Below are 24146 nucleotides of genomic sequence, written 5' to 3'. Positions count from 1 at the left end.
GGTTCCGTCTCCTGGCTTCCAATCGCGGTTTTTTGTTTTGGCGAATGAAAATCGTACACAGGACGCGGGCCATGCCCTCCTGCGTCAGGGCCGGAATCCGAAAGTGCGCAAGATTTCGGACGTTATCATTGTAAAACGGAAGTACCTTGTGGGATTGGTAAAGAAAGTAAAAGTCCGGATGTCGGAAACGGGCTGCTGGGCGTGAGCGCAGACTGCCGGATGGCCGCCGGATGGGTGGGGAGTGGATGCTGGTGATACGAAAAAAGGCGGAACCGAAGTTCCGCCTTTCAGTTGTCGGGCTGGCGGGATTTGAACCCGCGGCCTCTTCGTCCCGAACGAAGCGCGCTACCAAGCTGCGCTACAGCCCGTTTGGCAACGTCCGCTAGTTTACGTCACTTGGTGGATATTGCCAAATCGGCGTGTCGGTGTCTGGGAGTGTGCGTGATAAGTGGTGCGTGAGACGCGCGATAATCCGCCTTCCATAAGGCTTTGCAAGCCGGCCGCAGCCAACTTTGCGTGACCCGCGTCAAATTCCCCCGTGTTGCGTACACTTGGCAACCATGTCTGAAGTAGTTGAGAACACTGAAAACGAAGAGGGCGAACGCGCCCCGCACATGACCACCGTCGAACGCGCCGAGATGCTGCTCGCGCAGGATGGCACCATCGCCGAACGCATCAACGGCGGTGCCACGCTGGATGAGGCCGTCGACCCGTCCAATAAGGAATTCGGCCCGCTGGCTCACTCCGAGCAGGTGCAGATGCGTGTCGCCAAGCGTGCCATGATGCTCAAGGACGGCGTTCAGCCCTACCCGGTGACCCTTGACGTCACCGCCACCATCGAAGAGGTGCGCGCCAAGTACGATGGTAAGCTCGAAGCCGGCGACGAGACCGAGGATGTGGTCGGCATCGCCGGCCGTGTGCTGTTCCTGCGCAACGCGGGCGGCCTGTGCTTCGTGCAGCTTTCCGCCGGCGACGGCACCAAGATCCAGGGCATGATTTCCAAGAAGGAGATCGGCGCCGACTCCCTGAAGCAGTTCAAGCAGCTGGTCGACCTGGGCGACCACCTGTTCATCAAGGGTCGCGTGATCGCCTCCAAGACCGGCGAGCTGTCCGTGTTCGCCACCGAATGGGCCATCGCCGCCAAGGCGCTGCAGCCGCTGCCGGCCCTGCACAAGGACCTGAACGAGGACACCCGTACCCGCAAGCCGTACATCGGCATGATCGCCGACGAGAAGATCCGCAACATGGTGCGCAACCGTTCCAAGGCCGTCGCATCCCTGCGCAAGACCTTCGCCGATCATGACTTCCTCGAGGTCGAGACCCCGATGCTGCAGACCGTGCACGGCGGTGCCGCGGCCCGCCCGTTCACCACGCATATGAACGCCTTCGACCTTGACCTGTACCTGCGCATCGCGCCGGAACTGTTCCTCAAGCGCTGCCTGGTCGGCGGCATCGACCGCGTGTTCGAAATCAACCGCGACTTCCGCAACGAAGGCGTCGACGCCACCCACGCCCCGGAGTTCACCATGGTCGAGGCCTACCAGGCCTACGGCAACTACGACACCATCGGCGCACTCGTCAAGCAGCTCGTGCAAGACACCGCCATGGACGTGTTCGGCACCCACAAGGTGACCCTGCTGGACGGCACCGAATACGATTTCGGCGGCGAATGGAAGACCATCAGCATGTACGATTCCCTTTCCGAAGCGCTCGGCGAGGAAATCGTGCCGAACGGTGGTCCGGACAATCCGGGCACTTCCGTGGAACACCTGGGCGAGATCGCCGACAAGCTCGGCGTGGAACGCGATGACGTGGAGAACCACGGCAAGCTCGTCGAACACCTGTGGGAGCACTTCTACGAAGACAAGCTGTACGAGCCGACCTTCGTGCGCGACTTCCCGGTCGAAACCTCCCCGCTGGTCAAGGGCCACCGTTCCAAGGCCGGCGTGGTCGAGAAGTGGGATCTGTATGTGCGCGGCTTCGAGCTGGCCACTGGCTACTCCGAACTCAACGATCCGGTTGTGCAGCGTGAACGCTTCGTGGCCCAGGCCAAGGATGCGCTCGCCGGCGATGAGGAAGCCTGCGATATCGATGAGGACTTCCTGGAGGCTCTCGGCGTGGGTATGCCTCCGGCAGGCGGCATGGGTATGGGCATCGACCGACTGCTCATCGCCCTGACCGGCGCCACCATCCGCGAAACCATCACCTTCCCGCTGGTGAAGCCGCTGAATTAAGGCAAAGCCTTAATTCAATATCGGCTTCACGCGAAGGCGGAATAGCGTACGGCCCTGTGGGCCGTGCGCCCGCCGGAACCTCTTCTCATGAAGCCACTGAATTAACGCAGATTTGTTAAAAGAGCAAGGCCTCCGAATCATGAACGATTCGGAGGCCTTGCTCTTGTTTGGTGGCTTGGCGATAATCAATAATCGTCTCGTATTGTCTGTCTAGGCATAAAGTTCACGGGATTTTGATCTGATCTCAATCTGAACCTATGGCGTTCAGCTGAAGCTTTTTATGCCTGTAAAAAGAAATCCCCGGGGTTTCATGATATTTCGCATGAGTGACGTTCCGGGGCATTCATCTGTATTATACCTCTCAATTATATCTCCCATGGCAGACGTTACATCCACATCCTTGCAGGATTTACAAGAGTGGTTTTCCGCGGAACGAATGGAAACGTATATCCGTTCGGCGCAGAACACCAGATGTGATGCGGTCGATTTATACGTTTGGAACGAACGAATATCCAAGGCTTTACTGGAAGACATAGCACATGTCGAAGTATTGCTGCGTAACTTCATCTCAAAACGACTGGCAGAAGATAGTGGTCGTGCCGACTGGTATCACGATAATGATCGTTTTCGTTTCAGCACGTCAAAATCAACGAAATTCAGAGATTCCGTAGTGGAAATTGAAAGAAACATCAGGCATGCCGGTAAACAGGTGCTTCCTGGTCGTGTAATCAGTGGCATGATGCTTGGGTCGTGGTGCTTCCTGCTGACCGGGCGACTTGAGCAGACGGTTTGGAAAGCCATAGTGAATCCCAGAAACGGTGGTATGCCTAACTATCCGTTACGCAAGCGTTCCGTATTCGAGCGTCACGTCAAAATGATGCGGGACTTAAGGAATCGGCTCAGCCATCAGGAGCATATTGTGATGTCGGATTTTTCCGAGGAAAGCCGATATCTTGATGAATGTTGTGACAATCTTATATGGATTGCAAGAATGATTGATCCCAAGGCCGCTGATTGGATTCAGGAACAATCGCGGGTTCGTGCATTGCGTCACATTCGCCCATTGAATCAATGAAATACAGTCCTGTCGTGAACGCGGGACCGCTGGTAGATGGTTGGAGGGTTGAAGGACGAACATGATTCTAGAATGGCCTTCATGGGAATTTCGACTTGGGTTCGGGGCGCTCGCCCGAGGACCTTGCCGTTGGCGATCGCGCCGGTGATGATCGGTGCGGCGCTGGCTTGGCGTGATGCGGGCGAGTATCGCATTGTGGTAGCGGTGTTGTGCGCGTGTGTGGCGCTGTTTCTGCAGATCGCGGCGAATTTTGCGAACGACTATTCCGACGGCATTCGCGGCACGGATGAGGGACGCGCGGTCCCGCCTGAAAGCACGTCCAATTCCATGGCCGCTGGCAAGGCAATGCCGTCACGCGGCCCTGCCCGCCTTGTCGCATCGGGCGTGAATCCTAGGAAGGTGCTGGCCGCGGCGGGCGTCAACGCGTTGATCGCCTGCCTGTGCGGTCTGGCCGTCATCGCGCTGACCGGCTACTGGTGGTTCATTCTCGTCGGCATTGCTTGTCTATTGGCCGGCTGGTTCTATGTCGGCGGCAAACACCCTTACGGCTACCGCTATTTGGGTGAGATATTCGTGTTCGTCTTCTTCGGTCTCGTCGCCACGTGCGGCACCATGTTCGCCCTGACCGGCACGATCTCCCCGGATGGCCTGATCGGCGGTACTGCGGCTGGTCTTATCGCCGTCACGGTCCTGTGCGTCAATAATCTGCGCGATATCGAATCCGACCGTGAACACGGAAAACATACCTGGATGACTGCTTTGGGACGGCAAAACGGCACTGTTCTCGCGATCATCATGCTACTGATGTCGGCTTTGCTTACGGCATATTGCCTGCTGGGGCGTCGAACCGTTTCTTCGCCGGTGCCGGAACCGACTGCGGCAATCATAAGAATCGTGATGTTCGCCGTTCTCTGCGTGGCGCAGGTTACCGCGGTTCGCGCGATCGCGAAAAGGAAGTATGGTAGCGCGTTGCCGTTATGTTCGCTGGACTCGCTGGCGGTCGCCCTCATATTCGTAGTGTCGTCGGCTCTTGCATAACGCTCGTGCAAGCGTTCGCGCAGCGAGGCGAGTACGTTGAAAAACGATGCGCGGTAACGGCAAAACGTGCGATATTACGCCATCATGACCCGTATGTGGTGCGAATACGGCTCGAATAATCGACAGATGCTTTATTTTTGGCCGTGCGGGGCGCTAGACTGGGCAGCATGAGTTACAAACTAGTACTGCTCCGTCACGGACAGAGCGCATGGAACAAAACCAATCAGTTCACCGGCTGGGTCGACGTCCCGCTGACCGAGCAGGGTGTCGAGGAAGCCAAGAACGGCGGCCGCCTGCTCAAGGAGAAGAACGTCCTCCCGGATATCGTCTTCACCTCGATGCTGCGTCGCGCCATCAACACCGCCAATGTGGCTCTGGATGAGGCCGATCGCCTGTGGATCCCCGTCCAGCGCAGCTGGCGTCTGAACGAGCGTCACTACGGCGCTCTGCAGGGCAAGAACAAGACCGAGATCCGCGAAGAGTACGGCGACGAGAAGTTCATGCTGTGGCGTCGTTCCTACGCGACCCCGCCGCCCGAGATCGATCCGAACGACGAGTACGCGCAGAACAACGATCCGCGCTACTCCGGCGATCCGGTTCCGGAAGCCGAGTGCTTGGCCGACGTGGTCAAGCGCGTTGAGCCGTACTTCAAGTCGGACATCGAGCCGCAGCTCAAGGCCGGCAAGACCGTTCTGATCGCCGCTCACGGCAACTCCCTGCGCGCCATCGTGAAGATGCTTGACAACCTCTCCGAAGAGGAGATCGCCAAGGTCAACATCCCGACCGCAATGCCGCTGCTGTACGAGCTGGACGAGAACTTCAAGCCGATCAAGCCGCGTGGCGAGTACCTGGATCCGGAGGCTGCCGCCGCCGGTGCCGCCGCCGTCGCCGCTCAGGGCCAGAAGTGATGCTTTCCGCGTAAACGCGGGCGCATACGACAAGCGGGAACCCGTACGGGTTCCCGCTTTTGCATACCGTCGCACGGCAAGGTGCGCGAGACGAGGAAGCCTCAAGCTAGGAAACATCAGGAAACAAAGGGGATGCATGGCATCGACCACCAAACGCGCGTTGGAATCGTCGCTGAAGAAACTGCTGCTGGAAAAGCCGCTGAACAAGATCACCGTCACCGACATCTGTGAGGATTGCGGCATCAGCCGCATGACGTTCTACTACCATTTCCAAGACATCTACGATCTGGTGGAATGGTCGTGCCAGGAGGATGCGGGCAAGGCGTTGGCGGGCAACCGCACTGCGGACACTTGGCAGAAGGGGCTGTTGAGCATTTTCCAAGTGGTGCGCGAGAACAAGCCGTTCGTCATGAACGTCTACCATTGCGTCAGCCGTGAGCGCGTGGAACGTTACCTGTATGACATCACCTATGATCTGCTGCTCGCCGTGGTAGACGAGGAGGCCGAGGGGCTGCAGGTGCATGAGGAGGACAAGCGGTTCGTGGCGGGGTTCTTCCGCTACGCGTTCGTGGGCGTGATGCTGGAATGGGTAGCCAAGGACATGAAGGACGATCCGGAGGGTATTGTCGAGCGGATCGACACGATTGTCAAAGGGGATTTCCGTAGCGCGTTGGAGCGGTTTGCCCTGTAGCGGCAGACGGGAGGGCACGGTCGGCGGTGAAAACGGGCGGCTGCCGCCCTTTTCGCCCGGTTTCGCTTATTGCCGCCCGTATTACTGCCCGCATCGCCGCCCATATCGCTTCCGCGAGGCGTGATTGTTTGCCGTTGGGCGTGATATTGGCCGCTACTTCGCTTATCTATGGCGGATTTCGGCCCTTGAAAACAACCAGGTGGCTTATATATGGCACCTAAACGGCAATAGCCCGAGTATGACCGTTGGAATTCCAATGCGCATACTTGGCCTAACACCCGATGGGTGCCATATATAAGCCACCTGGCAACGCGCAACCCCCTGAATCTGCCACATATAGGCGGAGTACCGCGTGAACATGCTCGCCGGCGCCCCGGAAACGAAGCAGAGTGCATAACAGGGAAGCAAGGAAGGCCTTCGACCCGGCTGTTGTCGGATCGAAGGCCTTCCTCTTATTGCTTGACCGGTACGCCCATGGGGAGCGCCGAAGCGTTCAGAGAGCGGGAGCGCTCAGGAACGTTCGGGAGCGCTTAGATGACGCCGGTTTCCCGAAGCAGCTTCGGAATGTCGGTGTCCTGCAGCTTGCGGCCGGCCACCTTCAGCGCGAGCCGTTCCGCAACGTTCAGGCCATCCTCCAGCGGTTTGCCGTCGCGCAGCTTCACCACCGCGTTGAGCAGGTTGCGCACGTCATACACCGAGCCCCACACTTCGGGTACGCCGCGATCCACATCACACAGCGTGTACACGGCCTCCATGCCGGTGCGCATCGAATATTCGGTGGTGAAGATCGTGTCGCGCGGCGTTTCCGCGAACTGGCCGAGGAAGGCGAAGTTCACGGCACCGTCCGGCACCACGTCGGGGCGGTCGCCCGCGGAGCGCGGCATGAAGAACGCGTCGATGTACGGCATCATCACGGGTATGGTGTTCGCATGGTTCTTGGCCAGATCCTCGATCTTGTCCGTCGGCACGCCCATGTGGTACAGCCATTCCTCGCAGATCTCCTCGCCGGTGCAGTCGCGCATCGGCTTCTTCACGTAGTTGCCGGGCTCGTCGGGGAACAGGCCGTACACCCAGACGCACAGCTGGTCCTTCGGCTGGTCGCGGAACTGCTGTTGGCGGTTCAAGGTCCAGCTCATCAGCCAGTTGGAATCCTTGACTGTCACGATGCCGCCGGTGACCACATGGCCGGTGAAGGGGTCGCGCTTGCAGATCTTGCGGATGTACGGCGGAATCTCCATGTCGAGCGTGGTGACGGTGGCGCTCATCCACTTCGAATGCTCCGGGTCGCCGCAGAACACGTCCGGACGTCCGAAGCTCGGATCCTGCCGGGCGATGCGACGCCACATGTCCCAGCCGCCGCCGGGGCGCAGCTCCGGATCCCACTTGGCGGGGGTGGTCTGGGAACCCATGGAGGAGTTCTCCACGCAACCGCCGTTGGTGATGAACACGAGATCGTTTTCGGTCAGATCAAGGTCGGTGTTGGCGCCGTCCGGGCCGATGAGGGTGATGCGCTTGGCCATCTTCTTGGTCGGTGTGCTGTACGGGTTGCGTGCGAACACGCCGGATTCCGCCTGCGCGAGCAGGATCTCGTCCTGCCCGACCGCGGTGTTCGGGCGTTCCGGCCCGTCTCCTCCGCCGATTTCGAATTCCACGTTCTCCACTTTGGTGTTGTAGTGGAATTGCACGCCGTGGCCTTCCAGGTACGTGATCATCGGCAGGATCATCGACTCGTACTGGTTGTATCGGGTGAAGCGCAGCGCACTGAAATCGGGCAGGCCGCCGATATGGTGGATGTAGCGCTTGATGTACAGTTTCATCTCCAACGCGCTATGCCAGTTCTCGAAGGCGAACATGGTGCGCCAGTACATCCAGAAGTTGGAGCCGAACACCTTGTCGTCGAAGAAGTCGGAGATCTTCTTGCCGTACAGTTCCTCGTCGGGCGTGAAGAACAGTTTCATGATCTCCTGGGAGGCTTCGTCCGAGAGCGCGAATTTGCCGTCGGTTCCGGCGTCCACGCCTTGATCGACGGTGGCGCGGCACAGCGAGTAGTTCGGATCCTCCTTGTTGAGCCAGTAGTATTCGTCCAATACGGACACGCCTTCGGTTTCGATGGAGGGGATGGAACGGAACAGGTCCCACATCACTTCGAAGTGATTGTCCATTTCGCGCCCGCCGCGCATCACATAGCCCACGCCGGGGATGTTCGCGCCGTCGCATGCGCCTCCGGGGACCGGGTCCTTTTCGAAGATGTGGATGTGGTTGCCGGGCATTTGGGCGTCGCGCACCAGATAGCATGCCGCGCTCAGGGCGGCCAAGCCGGTGCCGATGATGTAGGCGTTCTTATGGTCGATGCCTTCGGGCTTCTTCGGACGGGCGAATGCTTCGTAATTGCCGCTGGAATAATACATGGTCTCCTCCTTTGGAAACGCTTCGAATGCAGCCCATTATTCGCGTTGGCGGCCGGTCGCGCCATGAACAGAACAGCGGGTCTGTTCAGTTTTCGTGCATTTCGGTCGGATTGTCAGGGTGGTTCGCGATTGTGGCTGGAGGGATGGGAGGGAAAGCGCAGGCGCGCATACGCCGACGGCCCCCGATCAGGATTACCTGATCGGGGGCCGTCGGTCGAAAACGCGGATGACGAAGGGCGCGTGCCGTTACTCGGTCATGCCTTCCTTGTCGGGGCCGGGGGTCTTGGAGGGGTCGAAGCCGGAGACGATGAACACCACCTGACGTGCGGCGGAGACGGCGTGGTCGCCGAGACGCTCGAGGAAACGGCCGAGCAGCACGAGGTCGATGATCTGCTGACGGGTCATCTCCACGTCCTCGTTCAGCGCCAGGTCGAAGGTGCGCTGATGCAGGGCGTCGAGCTTGTCGTCTTCCAGAATGATGCGTTCCGCGGTCTTGGCGTCGCGGTCGGCCAGCATGGCGACCAGATTGTCGCTGGTCTCGTCAAGGAACTCCTGCATCTGGGTGAAGGATTCCTTCGCCTCTTCGGGCAGCGGGGAAGCGGGGTATGCGCGGCGGGACGCTTCGGCCACATGCTTGGCCAGATCGCCCATGCGCTCGAAGGTGATGGCCAGACGCATGGTGGAAACCACGACGCGCAGATCGGTGGCCACCGGGTTCTGCTTGGCCAGCAGCTTCACGCACTGGTCGACGACGCTTTCCTGCAGCGCGTCAAGTTCGGCATCGCCGTCGATGACGGTCTGGGCGGCTTCGACGTTGGATTCGAGCAGCGCCTCACCGGCACCGCGAATGGCTTTGCGCACGTTCTGTGCCATGTGGTCGAGGTCGTCGGCGACGGCCTTCATCTCTTCGTTGAAAATAACGCGCATTGGTTTGTTCGGCCTTTCGTATCATGCTGTGTGCGATATTGTGTGCAACCTTGCTCCAGTCTATTCGCTGCACCTCCCGCAGACGAGAGGTGACACGTAATCGCAACCTGAAATTGGTGCGGAATTCAACTCGATGTTCACCTTGCGTTCATGTTTGCCGCCGATTCGCGCCACGTCTCGTGTGTTGCGCGGTGGAGGCCGGGCGCGTGTGGAACAATGGGCGTATGTCTGATTCTCCTGTTCCCTCGCTGATCGTATTCGCCGTGTTCGCGATCGTGGGGTTCTGCATCATCGTGCTGTTGGGCACTACGCTGCTCGGCTGGCTGGAACCGCTGGTCGAACGTTGGCTGGGCGGTGTCTCCTTTACGGAATGGGTGAGCGAACGTCTGCACAAGGTGCGTCGACGGCGTTCCGAAGACGAGGACGACGCCGATCTCGACCAATCGACGTTCGGCCTGCTGTCCATTTTGCAAAGCGCATCCCTGGTCGTGGGGGACGACGATGAGGTGATCAACGCGAACCCCGAGGCGTACCGTTTGGGCATCATGCAGGATGATCGCATCGTGAACGCGAAGGTGCTCGAAGCGGTCCACGACGTTCGGGAGCATGGCGGCAGACGATTGTTCGACATCCAGACGGTCACCGCCACGCGCTTCGAATCAAGCGCCGAACCGTCCGAACGCGACCGCGACTACGACCATGGCGCGGGCGCGTACGGTGTGCAGCGGCCGAACTGGCTGAACGTCACCGTCGGTCGCGTGGATTCCCGGTACGTGGTGGTGCTGCTGGACGATGTGAGCGAAGGCGTGCGCTTCAACCAGATCCGCGACTCGTTCATCGTCAACGTGTCCGAACAGCTGCTCAAACCCACCGAAGCGTTGAACAAGCTCGCCGACGAGCTCGAACACGACGATCTTGACATCCAACGCGTCCACGCCACCGCGCATGAGGTGCGCACCGCCAGCGTCCACCTGAACCACATGGTCGCCGACCTGCTGCTGCTCATCAAAGCGCAGGAGCCCATCGTGCCCAGCGCGGCGAACCGCATCAACGTGATGGAACAGGTCGACGACGTGGTCGAATCCATGGATGGTGCGATACGCGAAGCCGGCGTTCGCGTGCACGTCGAAGGCGACCGTTCCCTGAGCATCAACGGCGATGTCTCGCAGATCAGAACCGCATTGACCAAACTGTTGGAGAACGCGATCCAATATTCGCCGCGCGGCGGGTATGTCGGCGTGTCCGCCGAGCCGAGCGACAACGGGGAGGACGTGCTCATCCGCGTGCTCGACCAGGGCAAGGGCATTCCGAAGGAGGAGCAGTCGCGCATTTTCGAACGGTTCTACCGCGGCTCCGACCAGTCCGGGCGCAGCGTCGACGGCGTGGGCCTCGGCCTGGCCATCGTCAAACATGTGGCGCTCACCCATCATGGTGCGGCGAGCGTATGGTCCGTGCCCGGGCATGGCAGCACGTTCACCCTGACGTTGCCGCGCGCTCGCTGATTGCGCTGATCGGGCCCAAGCGCAGCGCAATTCAGCGCAATTCAACGAAACACAACGAAACGCAACAAAAAACGTCCCCCATGGCAATTCATGGGGGACGTTCATGATGAACGGCGTATCTCGTATCTACTGGCCCAACCGGCGGTAATCCCAACGGTCGAAATGCTCCCAGACGAGGAGCAGCAACCCGATGATCACACCGGAAACGCACACGATGCAGGCTTCCTTCGTCTGAAATCCCATCGTGCCCAGCACGATGAAGGCGATCAGCGCGACGGCCCACAATCCGGTGCCCAGCGAGAATACGATGCGCAGGTCCACGCGCACCGGCTTGGGAGCCGGTTTGCGTGCGGCCGGATCGATGATCGGAGCAAACTTCATAGGGAGTAGCTTACATCCGTTCCGCCACATAATCGATGCAGCGGGTGAGCGCCAGCACATCGGAGGGTTCGACCGACGGGAACACGCCGATGCGCAGCTGGTTGCGGCCGAGCTTGCGGTATCCGGCGGTGTCGACGATGCCGTTCTCGCGCAGGATGGAGATCATCTGGCCGGCGTTGATCGACTCGTCCAGATCCACGGTGACCACGGCATGCGAACGTGCGTCCTCGTCGGTGACGAACGGCTTGGCATATTCGCTGGCCTCGGCCCATGCGTACAGCGTGGAGGCGGACTTGGCGCAACGTGCGGTGGCCCAGGCCATGCCGCCATTGTCGTTCAGCCAGCGCACCTGGTTCTCCATCATGATGAGGGTCGCCACGGAAGGCGTGTTGAGCGTCTGATCCTTGCGGGAGTTCTCCAACGCGCTCGTCAGCGAGAGGAACGGCGGAACCCAACGGCTCGCGCCGGGCAGGTTCACGTTGGCTTCCACGCGGCTCGCGCGTTCCACGGCGGCGGGGGAGAGGACCGCGACCCACAGGCCGCCGTCCGAGCCGAAGGCCTTCTGCGGGGAGAAGTAGTAGGCGTCGGTCTGGCTGATGTCGACCGGCAGCGCGCCAGCGGCGGAGGTGGCGTCGATGAGGGTCAGCGCACCCTGTTCCACACTGCCTTCGATCCTGCGCACGGGGGCCGCCACGCCGGTGGAGGTCTCGTTATGCGCCCAGCAGTAGGCGTCGACGTATTCGGTCAGTTCCGGCAGACGGTAGGTGCCGGGCTCGCCCTCGTAGATCACCGGGTCTTCGAGGAACGGTGCCTTGGCTGCGGACTTGGCGAACTTGGAGCTGAACGATCCGTAGGTGCCGAAGGCGGCCTGACGGGTGATCAGGGATGCGCAGGCGATCTCCCAGAAGCAGCTGGCGCCGCCGTTGCCGAGCGCGATCTCGTAGCCGTCGGGTACGTTGAAGAAGGACGCGAGTCCTTCGCGGATGGATCCCACGAGCTGACGCACCGGCGTCTGACGGTGGGATGTGCCCAGCAGGTTGGTCGCGCCGTCGTCGAGCGCGGCGATCTGTTCGGGGCGTATTTTGCTCGGGCCGGAGCCGAAACGTCCGTCCTCGGGAAGCATGTCGGTAGGAATCTTCACTGTATTGGCCATGGGAACAACCCTAGCCACTAGGGCGGATGGGGCTGGTGCGCCACGCATGCCCAAGCGCTCCACGGTGCCCTGTGAGGGCTTGCCGGGGCATGGGTGAGCGGCGTTTGATGGAACGCCCGTGGAAGCGTGGTGTTGCACGATGGTCATGCCGGCTTGTACAGTTGAACGGGAGAATGAGGCGCGACCATATCTCGGGTGCGTTTCACGATCATGGTTAAGGAGTGATTTTTTATGAGGCATGCTGCGCCGAAATCGGCCAGGACTTCAGGCACCCCGCTTGCGTTGCTGCGCAGTGCCCGTCCGAACAGGCTGAGCCATGCAGCACGGAGAATAGAGGGCAATGGCGCGGTGCTGGGTCTTGAACCCGCCGTCGCCGAAAAGCTCAATGAGCTGGTGCCTCAGACCAGGCGCTCCATGCGCGAGGCGGCCCGTGCCGCCGAACGCCGTAATCTTCTTCTCGGCTCCGCGTCGCTCGCCGCTCTGGTGGGCACCGCGGCCACCGCCATCAGCCTGACCGGGCCCGAACGTGGTTTGCCTGTGGCCAGCGAGGCGGAATTCACCACCACCCAGATCCATAGCGTGAAGGCTGCAGCCTCCCGTTCCAGCGTGCGTGACGCCATCGCTTCCGACGAGACCCAGCAGTCCACCAACGAGGGCACATGGTCCTTGGGCGATAACGCCGAACTTGATGTGAAGCAGATGTCCCGCTCGCTGGCGAACAACGAGAACGTGGCCAAGCTGATGGATCAGGACGGCAGTCTGCTGCCCGCAGGGTTCAATCCGAACCACGACACCGGTGATTCCGGCAACGCATACGAGTTCAGCCAGTGCACGTGGTGGGTGTATGTCCGCCGCCATCAGCTTGGCCTGCCCGCGGGCTCCTACATGGGCAATGGTTGCCAATGGGCCGCCACGGCGCGTTCGCTGGGGTATTGGGTGGATACCACGCCTCGTCATGTCGGCGACATCATGGTGTTCCGTGCCGGTCAGGAAGGTTCCGACAGCACGTACGGTCATGTCGCGATCGTCGAGAAGATCAACGAGGACGGTTCCGTCACCACTTCCGAATGCGGCTCCGTCATGCAGGGCAAGACTTATTCGAAGACGTACAGCAACGTTTCCGATTTCGAATACATTCATTACTGATCGTTCAATATCAATCACGGATCCGTTCGGCCGATTCGCCGCCAATCCGTTGTGATTTGTCGACACCACAGGTTGTTGTGACCGCTTTTCCCCACGGCGTGTCGCGTTATTTACAGCGAAGCCCATGACTTTGTGCATTATCGACAGGAAACCCTCGCTGGTATTGTAGGAAAGCGATGAAGACTGTAAAGCAAACCGTGTCAATGTTCGTAGCCGCCATCGCCGTCTGCGCCACGCTTGTGGCGGCGGCCCCGGCAGCCACCGCGGCCGATCAGGCCGGCGTGGTCGCATCCGAGCGTTCCTTCCCCAAGACCTCGGTTGCTCGCAAGAACGTTCTCAAGGAATCCGTGTCCACCGACGTCAGCGGTAATTGGGGCGGCATCGAGTCGCTCGATGTGCCGAAGACCAAGTCGCAGGCCGAGAAGGACGCCGAAGCTCGTGCCGAGCAGGAGCGTCAGGAAGCCGAAGCCCGTGCACAGCTGCAACAGCAGCAGGCGGCCGCGGCATCCCGTTCCGCCTCTCGTGACGCGCTTGATTCCTCCTCCACCAGTACGTCCGGTTCCGCGGTCACCGTGAACCCGCCGGATAGCAAGACCGCCGCCGCGCTGGTCTCCTACGCCGAACAGTTCGTGGGCAAAGTGCCCTACGTGTGGGGCGGCTCCACCACCAGCGGCTGGGATTGCTCCGGTTTCGTGATGTACGTGTTCGCCCAGTTCGGCATCTCCCTGCCGCACAGCTCCGGTGCTCAGGCAGGCTACGGCACCGCCGTGTCGTCGCTCGCCGAAGCCCAGCCCGGCGACATCATCGCCAACAGCATGCATGCCGGCATCTATGTCGGCAACGGCATGGTGGTGAATGCGCTGAACCCGAGTCAGGGTACGCAGATCACCCCGGTCGCATGGGCGTACACCGGCAGCTATTCGATTCGTCGACTGCTGTGATCGGTCGGTTCATAGTCGATTGAACATCGTTGGAAAGGGACGTGCCCGTTGTGGGCGCGTCCCCTTCGTTTTGCTTTGAATTTTCCGCAAAAGGATTGCCGTTGTCGGGTTTTCGACATGCCGCAGGCACCCGCGAACCGCCGTGATTCCTTGCATTTCCAATGTTTTATGAAAAACCGCGCTATTCTTGACTGTAGTGACGGCTCACAGCGGTGCCGTCAGCAATCTCAAGGAGGTCGCCATGATCAACGACAAGGCCGTTCTTGTTGGTGTGGATGGTTCGAACGCCAGCTACAAGGCCACGTGGTGGGCAGCAAATTACGCCAAGCACGCGGGTCTTACCCTGCAGATCGTCTGTGCCTATTCCCTTCCCAGCTATGCGGCGGTGAGCTTCGATGCCACCTATACCGCGATGGGTGATGATAATGCCGCGCACGCCGATGCACAGGAGATTCTGTCCAAGGCCAAGGCCATCGCCGACGAGCAGGGCGTCGAAGCCACCACGCTCATCGTCACCGGTGACCCTGCGTCCGTGTTCGTGGAACTGTCCCGCAACTACAACCTCATCGTCATTGGCAACCGTGGCAAGGGCGGCCTTGCGGAGCGTCTGCTCGGCACCACGTCCTCCAGCCTGCCCGCATACGCGTACTGCCCGATCATCGTGGTGCCCTACACCGACGATGACGGCAACCTCATGCATCTGAACAACACCATCACCAAGGTCGCGGTCGGCGCCGACGAATCCAAGTGGGGCATCAAGGCCCTGCAGATCGCGGCCGACTTCGCCGCCTCCTGGAACGCCGAGCTCGAAGTCATTTCAGCCGTCCCCGAGGTCAAGGGCGTGAGCGCCGACGACAGCGTCTACGATTCCTACATGGACGATCTGAAGACCCGTGTGGCCCCGCTGCAGGAGGAATACCCCGATCTGTCCGTCAACTGCCGTATCGTTCCGGGTTCCGCAGTGCATACGCTGACCGAAGCCAGCTACAACCATGACGTGGTGGTCGTCGGCTCCCGTGGCCGCGGCGGCTTCACCGGCCTGCTGCTCGGTTCCATCAGCCAGGGTCTGCTGCAGCATGCGGTGAGCCCGGTGTACGTGGTGCCCCGCAAGTATGTGGAGGCCGCGGAAAGCCGTCTCGACACCGTTCCGAGCTCCCCGGCCGAGGTCGCCCCGAAGCCGCTGGACGACATCTCCGGCGTTGTGGAGGCTCCGGTGGATACCGCGCCGAGCGAGGTCGTCACCGAAATCGAGAAGACCATCGATCCCAAGCGCTGATCGCCGATCACGCCCATAGCGTATGTGAAAGCCGGTCGAACCCGTATTCTGAAGGTTCGACCGGCTTTCGTCGTATTCGTATCGTCTCGCCGCCGATCGGCGACTGGACCATGCTGTCAGTGCTTGACGGTGACGTTCATACGCACCGGGGTTTCCTGCACGTACGTGTGCTTGACCGTGCACGCCTTGTCTACGTGGCGGGTGATGCGATCGGCCAGCTTATCGGCATCCTCGTCGCTCAGACCGGCGTCGGTGGCGTCGATCTCCACCTGCTCCTCGAAGGACGTGTAGGCGTCGTTGTCGGCGTCGTAGGTGCCGTCCACGACGATCTTCGCGCCCTTGCCCTCGCCCAGGGCGTGCTCGACGGCGAACTGGCTGGACAGCGCGGCGCAACCGGCCAGCGCGATCTTCATCAGATCGCCCGGAGTGAACTGGCCACGGCCCTTGCCGAACTTGATATGCGCCCCGTCCTCGCTGAAGGCGTCCCAGGAACCGTCCTTATTGCGCTCGACCCACAGTCGCTTTGCCATGTGCTTCTCCTTAGATTCGCGTGTCCGTTTGGGCTATCGTGCTCAATTATGCCGCACGGGCGGCTGATTCGATGGCGTGGTTCCATTCCTCGTGGCATTGCGCGGAACGGATACGCCGTAAGCGAACCATGCCGGCGCCACGGTGTGCGGACCGGTGTTCCACGAAAGGTGTGGGAATCCGCCGGATGCGCGAGCTTCGGGGCATGATAGGTTAGGTAAGGCAAAGCAAGCATAAGACTATTAGAAATGGGTGTTGAATACCATGGCTTTGACTCCCGAGCAACTCGAAGAGATCCGTTCCCGCATTCCGGCGCGTCCGGAAACGGATATTCCCATGCCCTATGAGGATCTGGTGCGCAAGATCCTCACGGAAGGCACGTTGAAGTCGGATCGCACCGGCACCGGCACCATCTCCCTGTTCGGCCAGCAGATGCGGTTCGATCTGAGCGAATCCTTCCCCCTGCTCACCACCAAAACCGTGTTCTTCAAGGGACTCGCCTACGAGCTGCTGTGGTTCCTCAAAGGCTCCAGCAACATCAACTGGCTGCTGGAACACAATGTGCACATCTGGGACGAGTGGGCCGATGAGAACGGCGATCTCGGCCCCGTATACGGCGTGCAGTGGCGCTCCTGGCCGGCACCCACGCCGGACGACCCGAATCGCACCATCGACCAGATCTCGAACGTCCTGGACCTGATCAAGAACCATCCCGATTCGCGCCGCATGGTGGTTTCCGCATGGAACCCCGCCGAAGTCGAGAACATGGCGTTGCCCCCGTGCCACGCGCTTTTCCAGTTCTACGTGGCCGACGGCAAGCTCAGCTGCCAGCTGTACCAGCGTTCCTGCGACATGTTCCTCGGCGTGCCGTTCAACATCGCCTCCTACTCGCTGTTGACGCTCATGATGGCCCAGCAGACCGGTTTGAAGCCCGGCGAATTCGTGTGGACGGGTGGCGACTGCCACGTCTACGACAACCATGTCGAACAGTTCCTGGAGCAGCTTGGGCGTGAACCGTACCCGTACCCGCGCATCGAGATCGACAAGGCGCCCTCGCTGTTCGACTACCGTTACGAGGACTTCCATATCATCGACTACAAGCACCATCCCACCATCAAGGCGCCCGTCGCCGTCTGACACCGGCCGCGGCGGCGCGTCTCCGCCGTCTAATAGAGTGGTGAGCCAGTTCCGCGAACCCAAGGAGTGAGTGAAATGGAGCATGACAGTAGTAGCCGCAGCGGCTATCACGAACCCGAGCCCGGAGATGCCGGGCTGGAGGAGGCCGAGGATTGGGGTGACGATTTCCCCAAGACGTTCTCGGTGAATTTGATTTGGGCGCAGGCCCGCGATACGTCGGGCAGGCCGGGAGCCATTGGATACAAGGGTGGTATGCCGTGGCACCTTCCCGAGGATCTCAAGCATTTCCAGGAGCTGACGGTGTCGCACCCGGTGATCATGGGGCGGCGCACGTGGGAATCCCTCTCGCCGAAGTACCGCCCGCTGCCGAACCGCGACAATATCGTCGTCACGCATGACCCGATGTACCGTGCGGTCGGTGCGACGGTTATCGGCAGCCTGGAGGATGCGCTCGATCTGGCGCGTCAGGAAGCCATCCCGGATGACGGGCTTGACCGTTCGGAGATCTGGGTGATCGGTGGCGCGGAATTGTTCCGTGAGGCGATTCCGATGGCCAACAAGGTGTACGTCACCGATATCGATGCCGAGGTCGAAGCGGACACCTACGCTCCCGACATCGCGGCGCTCGCACAGAGCGGCGACTGGGAGGTCATCGACCGTTCGGAGCGTTTCACCCCGAAGAACGCGAACGACGGCATCGGCGGGTACCGATTCCGTACGTACGCGCGCGTGCGCTGACACGATTGATATGGCGGATGCCGCAGGAGCACTGCGGCATCCTTTTTATTTACCCAGGTATTTGGTAGAAACCTATCTGTAGAACCTGTAGAACCGTCTTGTGGATAAGGAGCAATCATGGCCAATGACATCTATACGGTAATGACCGTCTGCACCGGCAATATCTGCCGTTCCCCGATGGGTGAGATCATTCTGCGCCATTTCTTCAATGAGCGCGGGCTCGGCGACCGCGTGAACGTGGAGTCCAGCGGCGTCTCCGACGAGGAGTGGAGCCATCCGATCGACCCGCGCGCCGTGCATGTGCTGCGCCAGCGCGGGTATGGCGACGAGATCCCGCGCGACCATTTCGCGCACCGCATCAGCCGTGAGGAGATCGAACGCACCGACCTCTTCCTGCCGATGACCGCCTCGCATATGCGTGCGCTGCTGCGCCAACTGCCGCCGTCGAAGCGTGGCGAAGTGCACATGTACCGCAGCTTCGATCCGGATCTACCCACGCCGAAGGCCGGCCGTGAGGATCAGATCGACCTGGTGGACCCGTGGTACGGCGGCCAGCATGAGTTCGAAGTCGCCATCGACCAGATCGAGCATGTCGCCCCGTACATCGTGGATTGGGTGGCCGAACAGATCGGCGCGTGAGCCGACTGCGCCAGCCGGGCCCACAAAGAGGGACGTATAAGGCCGCTGGGAGCCGTAGAGGGGCTTCCAGCGGCCTTTTCGCGTTGCGTGGGCGTTCGACGCCGGTATGGCGGCGGCACGGCATGGTAATGGGGCGGCAGGGGAGAAGTGGTGATGGACAGGCGGTGCGGTGTGGCGGATTGCCGTGGATAACAGAAAACCCCTCTCCGAGGAGAGGGGTTTGAAGTGGTGGCTCCGAGCGGCATCGATCCGCTGACCTAACGATTTTCAGTCGTTCGCTCTACCAACTGAGCTACAGAGCCATAGAGTTGAAAAAACCCGGCGAACCGGGTTCTGACAATTCTAGCGACCCCGGCCGGACTTGAACCGGTGACCTCCGCCGTGACAGGGCGGCGCTCTAACCAACTGAGCTACGGGGCCGTGTTGTTTTCGTTTGTGCGAAGCAACGAGTAGTTATATTACAGACTTCTCAGCCGAGTGCAACTCTCGGCGTGTCGCGGTTGGCGGAATAGGCTGAAAACGGCTATTTTCCAACGTTTTTGGGCGCAAATCGAGATTTTCGCGGAAACTGACCTGCGGGCATGGATAATAGAGAACTATGCAAGAAAACAACGAAAAAAAGCAGGAAATCTTCGACACGCCGGAGGAAAGCCGGCCTGAAGGCGAGCGTAACGGCCATCCCATCCACCGGGTGCTGTCATTCGTGCGCAGATCCGGTCGCCTGGATGCCCGACTGCAGCGCGCATGGGATACCTATGCGGGCGAGTATCTGCTCGATATCAACGCGGGCGAAGGTTCGCTGGACGTGCGTGAAGGATTCGCCTTTGACGGGGAATACGTGCGCAAGGTGTGGGGCAACACCAATCCGCTCATCGTGGAAATCGGTTCCGGCCAGGGCGAGAACGTCGTGGCGGCCGCCGAGGCGAACCCCGGTACCAACTTCCTTGCCTTGGAGGTGTATGACCCGGGTGTGGCCCATACGCTTCTGCTCGCCGGCAAGAAGGGGCTTGGCAATCTGCGCGTGGCCCAAGTGAACGCTCCCGAGCTGTTCAAGGTCATGGCTGACGGCGTGGCCGCCGAAGTGTGGACGTTCTTCCCCGATCCCTGGCCCAAGAAGAAGCATCACAAGCGCCGCATCGTGCAGCCCGAACTCGCGGGCCAGGTGCGTCGCTCGCTCGCCGATGGTGGAGTGTGGCGCATCGCCACCGATATCGAGGACTATGCGCTGCATGTGCATGAGGTGATGGACGGTCTTGACGGCTGGGAGAATGCCGGAGGGGTTACCGTGAGCCTGCCGGTGGAGCATGTGGGCAAGGGCAATGCCGATATGGCGGCCGATATGCCACATGCCGATTTCGCCGAATCCGAGCGCTTCGCCGGGCGCGTGCTGACGAACTTCGAGAAGAAGGGGCTTGCCGCCGGGCGTGTGATTCACGATTTCACCTATCGCAAGGCTTGATTGACCGGGGCATGGCCGGCTTGGCTGGAATCGGCATGAGGGCGCTGAAGGTGCGCCACGGCTGGTGTTTGCAGGGCCTTGCGGTCCGTTGAGCATGGCGCGACACGCCGAAGCGGAGTCTCGATTTGCATGCGAAAGCAACTCGTGTATTATTAATCGAGTTGTTAGCCCCCTTCGTCTAACGGTTAGGACACCAGACTTTCAATCTGACAACGAGAGTTCGACTCTCTCAGGGGGTACCGATGAAGCCGCTGGAGACAGCGGCTTTTCTTATATTTTCAAAAGTTTCCATTCCGCATCCACGGTGATGCTCAACCAACGCTAACCATCAGCGAAATATGGATAAAATGCAAGCGTGAAATATGTTGCAATATTGGCGGAATCACAACATAGCTACGTCGTAACCCCGCCAATATCAGTTATTGCGCTCATTGTGGCATGGAAAGTGCCCAAATCATCAGGAGACTCATCTACCTGCGTGTTTGAGCGGACTATTTATTTTTTCCGAAATCAGGCTTGTAAGATGTCGTTCGAAGTCGGATAATGCAAAGGGCTCCGGAAAGCAGCAGTGCACAACAGGCAAGAATGACTCCGGCGCTTACTTGATGTTGACTTGCCAATGTGCATGCCAGCCATTCATCACCTCCAAGAGGCGGCTTTATTCCTGCTTGCCAAGTTGTAAAGGCGCTATCGATGCACATGCCCCCGGAGACCGTGGGGGTAGTGAAAAACAAGAGAACTCCTGCTGCGCTGAGGGCTAGTTGAACTAGCCCTATCGCGATCTTCCACATTTTCCCTCGGAACAAGGATGGTATTATCTGCATAATGCCGATGATTGGCGATATGCAAATGATGCAGTACGGCAGCCAAATTTGCCAACAATATGTGGGGAATGGCATTAGATAAACCTGACTTTTGCGTTGGCCGATAGCCCAAACCATGAAATGGTGTCTTTGGGATGTTTCTTGTGAGCGTATGTCATTTCTGTAGATAGAGGCACTGCGTTACGGTTGTTGCTTTTTTATGCTTTCTCTCTGATCTTTTGAATGATACGGCTTCATAATAAGCCTTGACGTTTTGGCTTTGGAAGTAAAGCAACGAATGTTGTTATCGTGGATTTGTGCTCGCGAATGGGAGGTATGGCGAAGCATAGTTGCATATCACAAAGGCCCAGCAGGAAGTCATCCTTGCTGGGCCTGTAATCATGCCGGGCATGCGTAGCCGTCTCAGAGGCCCGCCAACATCGGTTTCATGCGTTCATAGCATTCCACGGTCTGCAGGGCATCGCTCAGACCGCGGTGCTCCTCCTCGTCGGCGATGCCGAAACGCTGGATCAGATCCACCAGGCGGTGCTGGCGCTCATCGGGGAACAGGGCGCGGCTCATCCTCAGCGTGTCGATGAAATCGTAGGAGAACGGCCTGTCCAGGACGCGCATGCAGTTGTCGTACAGGAAGTTGACGTCGAAGTTCGCGTTATGGGCCACGATTGTGTCGTTCGGGCGCAGATGGTCGAGGAAATCCGGCAGTACGTCGTCGATGGGCGATGCGGTGCGCACCATCTCGTCGCTGATGCCTGTCAGATTGGTGATGAACCCTCCCACGGGGCGACCGGGATTCACCAGCTTGCTGTATTCGGCGGTGACGGTTCCGCCTTCGACGCGGACCGCGCCGATTTCGATGATGCGGTCACGCGCCGGGCTGACGCCGGTGGTCTCCAGGTCGACGACCACATAGTCGTCGACCGCGATAAGCAGGCTGTCGCCCTTGAACGTACGTTGAATGGCCATGAATGCTCCGATACGGTCTGGAATGGGTGGAAGTGGGGAGGTTACCGTTCGCCTGCGGAAGCCGCCTGCGAGCCGCGCTTGAGCTCGTCGCGGATCTCCTGCAGCACAGCGAGCGTCTGCTCCTCGGTGGACGGTTCCGCGCTCTCCTCCTGCTCGTTGCTGGTCATGTCGCGCACCTTGTTGATCGGCAGCACGATGCAGAAGTACACGGCCACGCCGATGAGCAGGAAGTTGATGATGGCGTTGAGGATCGCGCCGAAGGAGATGGTGGCGCCGTTGAACGTGATCGTCAGCACGCCGGACATGTCCGGCACGCCGCCGACCATGCCGATCAGCGGGCTGATCAGATTGTTCACGATCGACGTCACCACGGTGGTGACGGCGGAGCCCATGACCACGCCGACCGCCATGTCGATCATCGAACCGCGCGAGATGAACTTCTTGAACCCCTTGATCGGGCCCTTGTCGGTGAGGGAAACCACCTTGCGGGCCGCCTTGTCCACGCTTTTGGCGAGATCGGCCGCCACGTCCTGCGCGTTGACGTTGCTGGTGCCTTCGTTGCCGTCGCTACTGGTCATGATCGAAACTCCTTCGTGTTGGATGCGGATATCGTGATTGCGATGTATCGCCTCCATTATGCATAACCGGAGAAACCTTGGCGGGGCACGGCGGAATAAGAAGTCTGCGGCGGAATGGTGAGCTTTTGCCGGCGTGTCGCGCTGAGGGTGGGCCGCGGCGTGGAAAAACGAAACGCTTGTGTGTCGATGTTCCCGCTCACATTCGCTCGCGCGTATACTGGGGTGTTGTTGGTCGCGTGAAGAAGCGCGAAGCCAAGTTGGATACAGAAACCGGCTTTCAAAGGAGATTAAGCATGGTCTACCGCATGATTTTCAACCAGACGGCGTATTTCGGTCGCGGCGCTATCAAGGAGATCCCGGGTGTCGCCAAGTCCCACGGATTCACCAAGGCGTTCATTGTCACCGATCCGGTGTTGTTGGAGACCGGCACGGTCAAGAAGGTCACCGACGTGCTCGACGAGGCCGGTATGCCGTATGAGGTGTTCGACAACGTCAAGCCGAACCCGCCGGTCGAATGCATCCAGGACGGCGTCGCCAAGTTCGCCGCATCCGGCGCCGACTTCCTGATCGGCCTGGGCGGCGGCTCCCCGCAGGACACCTGCAAGGGCATCGGCATCATCACCGCGAACCCGGAGTTCGCCGACGTGCTGAGCCTGGAAGGCGTGGCCGACACCAAGAACCCGTCCGTCCCGATCTTCGGCGTGCCCACCACCGCAGGCACCGCCTCCGAAACCACCATCAACTACGTGGTCACCGACACCGCCAACAAGCGCAAGTTCGTGGCGGTCGACCCGCACGACATCCCGATCGTCGCCTTCGTCGACCCCGATCTGACCGATTCCATGCCGCGCGGCCTCAAGGTCGCCACCGGTCTGGACGCGCTGACCCATGCCATCGAAGGCTACATCACGCCGGGCGCGTGGAGCCTGTCCGACTGCCTGTCGATGCAGACCATCCGCATGATCGCCAAGAACCTCGCCAAGAGCGCGGACGGTGACGTGCCCGCGGGCGAGCAGATGGCCTACGCCTCCTACATCACCGGCATGGCCTACTCCAACGTCGGCCTCGGCCTGGTGCACGGTATGGCGCACCCGCTGGGCGGCCGTCTCGGCGTGGCCCACGGCGTCGCCAACGGCATCCTGCTGGCCCCGGTCATGGAATACAACAAGGACTACACCGGCGAGAAGTACCGTGACATCGCCGACGCCTTCGGCGTGGAGGACGCCTACACCGGCGACATCGAGAAGGTGCGCGAGGAGGCCGTGCAGGCCGTGCACAAGCTCACCGTGGATCTGGGCAACCCGACCACGATCTCCGAGGTCGGCGCCACCGAGGCCGATCTCGAACCGCTGGCCCACGACGCCTTCCACGACGTGTGCACGCCGGGCAACCCGCGTCAGGCCACGCAGGAGGACATCCTCAAGATCTACACCAGCCTGATGTGATCCGGCCACCGGCGGCTGTGCGTATAGTCCCGCCGGCATGACCCGTACGTGCCCATCGGTTTCGTCCCGCGATTCGTGCGAAACCGGTGGGCACGTCGCTTATTGAGGCCGGTTCCGATCAGGAATCTGGTCGGTTCCGCTGTCAGCTGTGCGCA

At 60.3% G+C, this 24146-nt stretch carries 22 protein-coding genes and 4 tRNA genes; 16 read left to right on the top strand and 10 right to left on the bottom strand.

Translation table 11 applies throughout. The features are described from left to right. On the top strand, positions 1-205 hold a 205-nt coding region (locus KIH75_RS06265; protein WP_219055904.1), incomplete at its 5' end, for a hypothetical protein. Between the two features lie 89 nt (positions 206-294). Here KIH75_RS06265 and KIH75_RS06260 read toward each other — a convergent pair. Then, positions 295-368, bottom strand: a tRNA-Pro gene (locus KIH75_RS06260). A 192-nt stretch (positions 369-560) separates the two neighbouring features. On the opposite strand from KIH75_RS06260, the gene lysS reads away from it, so the two are divergent. The 5 genes from lysS to KIH75_RS06235 all read left to right on the top strand — a co-directional run bounded on the left by lysS (position 561) and on the right by KIH75_RS06235 (position 5946). After that, positions 561-2234 carry a lysine--tRNA ligase gene (lysS, locus tag KIH75_RS06255; RefSeq protein WP_219055903.1) on the top strand — a complete coding sequence of 558 codons (1674 nt, stop codon included), beginning with the start codon at positions 561-563 and terminating at the stop codon, positions 2232-2234. A 376-nt stretch (positions 2235-2610) separates the two neighbouring features. Beyond that, positions 2611-3309 carry an Abi family protein gene (locus tag KIH75_RS06250; protein WP_219055902.1) on the top strand — a complete coding sequence of 233 codons (699 nt, stop codon included), beginning with the start codon at positions 2611-2613 and terminating at the stop codon, positions 3307-3309. Between the two features lie 81 nt (positions 3310-3390). Then, on the top strand, positions 3391-4347 hold the full coding sequence (menA, locus tag KIH75_RS06245) for a 1,4-dihydroxy-2-naphthoate octaprenyltransferase (protein WP_219055911.1): 957 nt from the start codon (positions 3391-3393) through the stop codon (positions 4345-4347). 167 nt (positions 4348-4514) lie between these two features. Continuing rightward, complete coding sequence (locus tag KIH75_RS06240) at positions 4515-5255, top strand: phosphoglyceromutase (RefSeq protein ID WP_173552377.1); 741 nt, start codon at positions 4515-4517, stop codon at positions 5253-5255. A 136-nt stretch (positions 5256-5391) separates the two neighbouring features. Beyond that, on the top strand, positions 5392-5946 hold the full coding sequence (locus KIH75_RS06235) for a TetR-like C-terminal domain-containing protein (protein ID WP_219055901.1): 555 nt from the start codon (positions 5392-5394) through the stop codon (positions 5944-5946). Between the two features lie 530 nt (positions 5947-6476). Here the strand turns inward: KIH75_RS06235 and KIH75_RS06230 are convergent. Both KIH75_RS06230 and phoU read right to left on the bottom strand, forming a co-directional pair. Continuing rightward, positions 6477-8354: an oleate hydratase gene (locus KIH75_RS06230; protein WP_219055900.1), complete on the bottom strand. Its 1878-nt coding sequence runs from the start codon at positions 8352-8354 to the stop codon at positions 6477-6479. A 246-nt stretch (positions 8355-8600) separates the two neighbouring features. Beyond that, positions 8601-9281, bottom strand: coding sequence for a phosphate signaling complex protein PhoU (gene phoU, locus KIH75_RS06225; RefSeq protein ID WP_219055899.1), 681 nt, complete (start codon positions 9279-9281; stop codon positions 8601-8603). A 224-nt stretch (positions 9282-9505) separates the two neighbouring features. On the opposite strand from phoU, the gene KIH75_RS06220 reads away from it, so the two are divergent. Beyond that, complete coding sequence (locus tag KIH75_RS06220; protein WP_219055898.1) at positions 9506-10783, top strand: sensor histidine kinase; 1278 nt, start codon at positions 9506-9508, stop codon at positions 10781-10783. A gap of 126 nt (positions 10784-10909) precedes the next feature. Here the strand turns inward: KIH75_RS06220 and KIH75_RS06215 are convergent, their stop codons facing one another. Both KIH75_RS06215 and serC read right to left on the bottom strand, forming a co-directional pair. After that, a complete protein-coding gene (locus KIH75_RS06215) occupies positions 10910-11164 on the bottom strand; it encodes a DUF2530 domain-containing protein (RefSeq protein WP_219055897.1) in 255 nt (84 codons plus the stop codon). Between the two features lie 10 nt (positions 11165-11174). Next, positions 11175-12317 carry a phosphoserine transaminase gene (gene serC / locus KIH75_RS06210; protein ID WP_219055896.1) on the bottom strand — a complete coding sequence of 381 codons (1143 nt, stop codon included), beginning with the start codon at positions 12315-12317 and terminating at the stop codon, positions 11175-11177. Between the two features lie 231 nt (positions 12318-12548). On the opposite strand from serC, the gene KIH75_RS06205 reads away from it, so the two are divergent. The 3 genes from KIH75_RS06205 to KIH75_RS06195 all read left to right on the top strand — a co-directional run bounded on the left by KIH75_RS06205 (position 12549) and on the right by KIH75_RS06195 (position 15680). Continuing rightward, positions 12549-13463: a CHAP domain-containing protein gene (locus KIH75_RS06205; protein ID WP_219055895.1), complete on the top strand. Its 915-nt coding sequence runs from the start codon at positions 12549-12551 to the stop codon at positions 13461-13463. Between the two features lie 203 nt (positions 13464-13666). Further along, the gene (locus tag KIH75_RS06200) at positions 13667-14404 is read left to right on the top strand and encodes a C40 family peptidase (RefSeq protein ID WP_236028085.1); all 738 of its coding nucleotides are present in this window, start codon (positions 13667-13669) and stop codon (positions 14402-14404) included. A gap of 241 nt (positions 14405-14645) precedes the next feature. Continuing rightward, positions 14646-15680, top strand: coding sequence for a universal stress protein (locus tag KIH75_RS06195; RefSeq protein WP_219055893.1), 1035 nt, complete (start codon positions 14646-14648; stop codon positions 15678-15680). Between the two features lie 116 nt (positions 15681-15796). On the opposite strand, the gene KIH75_RS06190 is transcribed toward KIH75_RS06195, so the two are convergent. Continuing rightward, a complete protein-coding gene (locus KIH75_RS06190; RefSeq protein ID WP_219055892.1) occupies positions 15797-16210 on the bottom strand; it encodes an OsmC family protein in 414 nt (137 codons plus the stop codon). Between the two features lie 334 nt (positions 16211-16544). Here KIH75_RS06190 and KIH75_RS06185 point away from each other — a divergent pair, with 334 nt between their 5' ends. From KIH75_RS06185 to KIH75_RS06175, 3 genes are all read left to right on the top strand, one after another. After that, on the top strand, positions 16545-17345 hold the full coding sequence (locus tag KIH75_RS06185) for a thymidylate synthase (protein WP_219055910.1): 801 nt from the start codon (positions 16545-16547) through the stop codon (positions 17343-17345). A gap of 75 nt (positions 17346-17420) precedes the next feature. Then, positions 17421-18083: a dihydrofolate reductase gene (locus KIH75_RS06180; protein ID WP_219055891.1), complete on the top strand. Its 663-nt coding sequence runs from the start codon at positions 17421-17423 to the stop codon at positions 18081-18083. A gap of 117 nt (positions 18084-18200) precedes the next feature. Beyond that, positions 18201-18722, top strand: coding sequence for a low molecular weight protein-tyrosine-phosphatase (locus KIH75_RS06175; protein WP_219055890.1), 522 nt, complete (start codon positions 18201-18203; stop codon positions 18720-18722). Between the two features lie 226 nt (positions 18723-18948). Here the strand turns inward: KIH75_RS06175 and KIH75_RS06170 are convergent. Then, positions 18949-19024, bottom strand: a tRNA-Phe gene (locus KIH75_RS06170). A gap of 44 nt (positions 19025-19068) precedes the next feature. Next, positions 19069-19142, bottom strand: a tRNA-Asp gene (locus KIH75_RS06165). A 178-nt stretch (positions 19143-19320) separates the two neighbouring features. On the opposite strand from KIH75_RS06165, the gene trmB reads away from it, so the two are divergent. Continuing rightward, positions 19321-20181, top strand: coding sequence for a tRNA (guanosine(46)-N7)-methyltransferase TrmB (trmB, locus tag KIH75_RS06160; protein WP_219055889.1), 861 nt, complete (start codon positions 19321-19323; stop codon positions 20179-20181). A gap of 167 nt (positions 20182-20348) precedes the next feature. Continuing rightward, positions 20349-20420, top strand: a tRNA-Glu gene (locus KIH75_RS06155). Positions 20421-21407: 987 nt separating this feature from the next. Here KIH75_RS06155 and KIH75_RS06150 read toward each other — a convergent pair. Beyond that, positions 21408-21968, bottom strand: a complete 561-nt coding sequence (locus KIH75_RS06150; RefSeq protein WP_219055888.1) for a 3'-5' exonuclease — start codon at positions 21966-21968, stop codon at positions 21408-21410. A gap of 41 nt (positions 21969-22009) precedes the next feature. Then, on the bottom strand, positions 22010-22546 hold the full coding sequence (gene mscL, locus KIH75_RS06145; protein ID WP_219055887.1) for a large conductance mechanosensitive channel protein MscL: 537 nt from the start codon (positions 22544-22546) through the stop codon (positions 22010-22012). Positions 22547-22839: 293 nt separating this feature from the next. Between mscL and fucO the strand changes: the two genes are divergently transcribed. Further along, complete coding sequence (gene fucO / locus KIH75_RS06140; protein ID WP_219055886.1) at positions 22840-23991, top strand: lactaldehyde reductase; 1152 nt, start codon at positions 22840-22842, stop codon at positions 23989-23991. The last annotated feature ends 155 nt before the right edge of the window (positions 23992-24146 follow it).

The organism is Bifidobacterium pongonis (assembly GCF_019331805.1).
Lineage (GTDB): Bacteria > Actinomycetota > Actinomycetes > Actinomycetales > Bifidobacteriaceae > Bifidobacterium > Bifidobacterium pongonis.
Note: the sequence above shows the minus strand (reverse complement) of the source record. Positions and strands in the feature narration are given on the sequence as shown.

What these genes read in the sequence shown, in the direction of transcription:
- lysS (WP_219055903.1), top strand. Translation starts at nt 561, where the DNA reads ATGTCTGAAGTAGTTGAGAACACTGAAAACGAAGAGGGCGAACGCGCC.
- KIH75_RS06250 (WP_219055902.1), top strand. Translation starts at nt 2,611, where the DNA reads ATGGCAGACGTTACATCCACATCCTTGCAGGATTTACAAGAGTGGTTT.
- menA (WP_219055911.1), top strand. Translation starts at nt 3,391, where the DNA reads ATGGGAATTTCGACTTGGGTTCGGGGCGCTCGCCCGAGGACCTTGCCG.
- KIH75_RS06240 (WP_173552377.1), top strand. Translation starts at nt 4,515, where the DNA reads ATGAGTTACAAACTAGTACTGCTCCGTCACGGACAGAGCGCATGGAAC.
- KIH75_RS06235 (WP_219055901.1), top strand. Translation starts at nt 5,392, where the DNA reads ATGGCATCGACCACCAAACGCGCGTTGGAATCGTCGCTGAAGAAACTG.
- KIH75_RS06230 (WP_219055900.1), bottom strand. Translation starts at nt 8,354, where the DNA reads ATGTATTATTCCAGCGGCAATTACGAAGCATTCGCCCGTCCGAAGAAG.
- phoU (WP_219055899.1), bottom strand. Translation starts at nt 9,281, where the DNA reads ATGCGCGTTATTTTCAACGAAGAGATGAAGGCCGTCGCCGACGACCTC.
- KIH75_RS06220 (WP_219055898.1), top strand. Translation starts at nt 9,506, where the DNA reads ATGTCTGATTCTCCTGTTCCCTCGCTGATCGTATTCGCCGTGTTCGCG.
- KIH75_RS06215 (WP_219055897.1), bottom strand. Translation starts at nt 11,164, where the DNA reads ATGAAGTTTGCTCCGATCATCGATCCGGCCGCACGCAAACCGGCTCCC.
- serC (WP_219055896.1), bottom strand. Translation starts at nt 12,317, where the DNA reads ATGGCCAATACAGTGAAGATTCCTACCGACATGCTTCCCGAGGACGGA.
- KIH75_RS06205 (WP_219055895.1), top strand. Translation starts at nt 12,549, where the DNA reads ATGAGGCATGCTGCGCCGAAATCGGCCAGGACTTCAGGCACCCCGCTT.
- KIH75_RS06200 (WP_236028085.1), top strand. Translation starts at nt 13,667, where the DNA reads ATGTTCGTAGCCGCCATCGCCGTCTGCGCCACGCTTGTGGCGGCGGCC.
- KIH75_RS06195 (WP_219055893.1), top strand. Translation starts at nt 14,646, where the DNA reads ATGATCAACGACAAGGCCGTTCTTGTTGGTGTGGATGGTTCGAACGCC.
- KIH75_RS06190 (WP_219055892.1), bottom strand. Translation starts at nt 16,210, where the DNA reads ATGGCAAAGCGACTGTGGGTCGAGCGCAATAAGGACGGTTCCTGGGAC.
- KIH75_RS06185 (WP_219055910.1), top strand. Translation starts at nt 16,545, where the DNA reads ATGCCCTATGAGGATCTGGTGCGCAAGATCCTCACGGAAGGCACGTTG.
- KIH75_RS06180 (WP_219055891.1), top strand. Translation starts at nt 17,421, where the DNA reads ATGGAGCATGACAGTAGTAGCCGCAGCGGCTATCACGAACCCGAGCCC.
- KIH75_RS06175 (WP_219055890.1), top strand. Translation starts at nt 18,201, where the DNA reads ATGGCCAATGACATCTATACGGTAATGACCGTCTGCACCGGCAATATC.
- trmB (WP_219055889.1), top strand. Translation starts at nt 19,321, where the DNA reads ATGCAAGAAAACAACGAAAAAAAGCAGGAAATCTTCGACACGCCGGAG.
- KIH75_RS06150 (WP_219055888.1), bottom strand. Translation starts at nt 21,968, where the DNA reads ATGGCCATTCAACGTACGTTCAAGGGCGACAGCCTGCTTATCGCGGTC.
- mscL (WP_219055887.1), bottom strand. Translation starts at nt 22,546, where the DNA reads ATGACCAGTAGCGACGGCAACGAAGGCACCAGCAACGTCAACGCGCAG.
- fucO (WP_219055886.1), top strand. Translation starts at nt 22,840, where the DNA reads ATGGTCTACCGCATGATTTTCAACCAGACGGCGTATTTCGGTCGCGGC.